Below are 1,239 nucleotides of genomic sequence, written 5' to 3' on the forward strand. Positions count from 1 at the left end.
TGTAGTGGTTCAATGAACCCGGACACCAATTTAGGTGGTAAAGTCACCACCGTAGGAAGAGGTGTCCAATGGCAAGACAACGTCGATCATTTTCAATCGAGTTCAAAAGAGAGGCTGCAAGCCTAGTTCTTGATCAAGGCTATTCATTGGCCGAAGCTGGCCGCGCAGTGGATGTGGGTACGAACACTCTGGCCCGATGGGTCAAACAGCTTCAGCAAGAGCGTAGTGGCGAGACCCCGAGTAGCAAAGCACTTACACCCGAGCAGCAGCGTATTCAGGAACTTGAAGCCCGTGTACGGCGACTGGAACAAGAAAAAGACGTGTTAAAAAAGGCTACAGCTCTCTTAATGTCAGACGAACTCGGACGTACGCGCTGATAGACCAGTTAAGTGAGCAGCTACCTGTTGAACTGGTCTGCGCAGCCTTCAGTATCAATCGTTCCTGCTTTTACAGCTACCGTCAGCGGAGTACAAGGATTGATACCAAACGTCTCCGACTACGGGCAAAGGTAAGTGAGATCTTTAACCGGAGTCGAGGTTCTGCTGGAAGTCGCAGCATCATGGGCATGTTGCAAGAGAATGGGGTTGAGATAGGTCGCTACAAAGTCCGTACCTTAATGCGAGAAGCGGGACTAGTCTGTAAGCAACCGGGTCCTCATGCTTATAAGCAGGCCACGGTAGAGCGACCAGATATACCCAATGTGCTGGATCGTCAGTTCGATGTCGAGTCGCCCAATCTGGTTTGGTGCGGTGATATTACTTACATCTGGGCTCAAAGCCGCTGGTATTACCTGGCGGTTGTGTTAGACCTCCATGCACGCCGTGTCGTCGGCTGGGCACTCTCTCCCAAGGCTGATACAGCCCTAGTAGTGAAGGCATTGGATATGGCCTACGAACAACGTGGCAGACCGCAAAAAGTCCTGTTTCATTCGGATCAGGGAAGCCAATATACCAGCCGCTATTTTCGGCAAAGACTATGGCGCTATCGCATGCAACAAAGCATGAGCCGCCGAGGAAACTGCTGGGACAACGCTCCAATGGAGCGGTTATTTCGCAGCCTGAAAAGTGAGTGGATTCCGGCTACGGGATACGTGTCTGCGACTGAAGCCAAAAGGGATATTAGTGATTATCTGATGAGTTACTACAATCACCAAAGGCCTCATCAGCACAACAAGGGATTGGCTCCTGCGCGAGCCGAAGAACAGCTTAATTTACTGTCCGGAATTAGTTGACCACTACA

Annotated in this window: 1 protein-coding gene; it reads left to right on the forward strand. The window is 50.8% G+C overall.

Translation table 11 applies throughout. The features are described from left to right. Positions 1-68: 68 nt before the first annotated feature. A protein-coding gene (locus QKW35_RS21190) for an IS3 family transposase (protein WP_282356374.1) occupies positions 69-1,231 on the forward strand; the annotation gives its coding sequence in 2 pieces (ribosomal slippage) (positions 69-324 and positions 324-1,231; 1,164 coding nt in all). The last annotated feature ends 8 nt before the right edge of the window (positions 1,232-1,239 follow it).

The organism is Pontibacterium granulatum (genome assembly GCF_029961155.1).
Classification (GTDB): Bacteria; Pseudomonadota; Gammaproteobacteria; order Pseudomonadales; family Balneatricaceae; genus Pontibacterium; species Pontibacterium granulatum.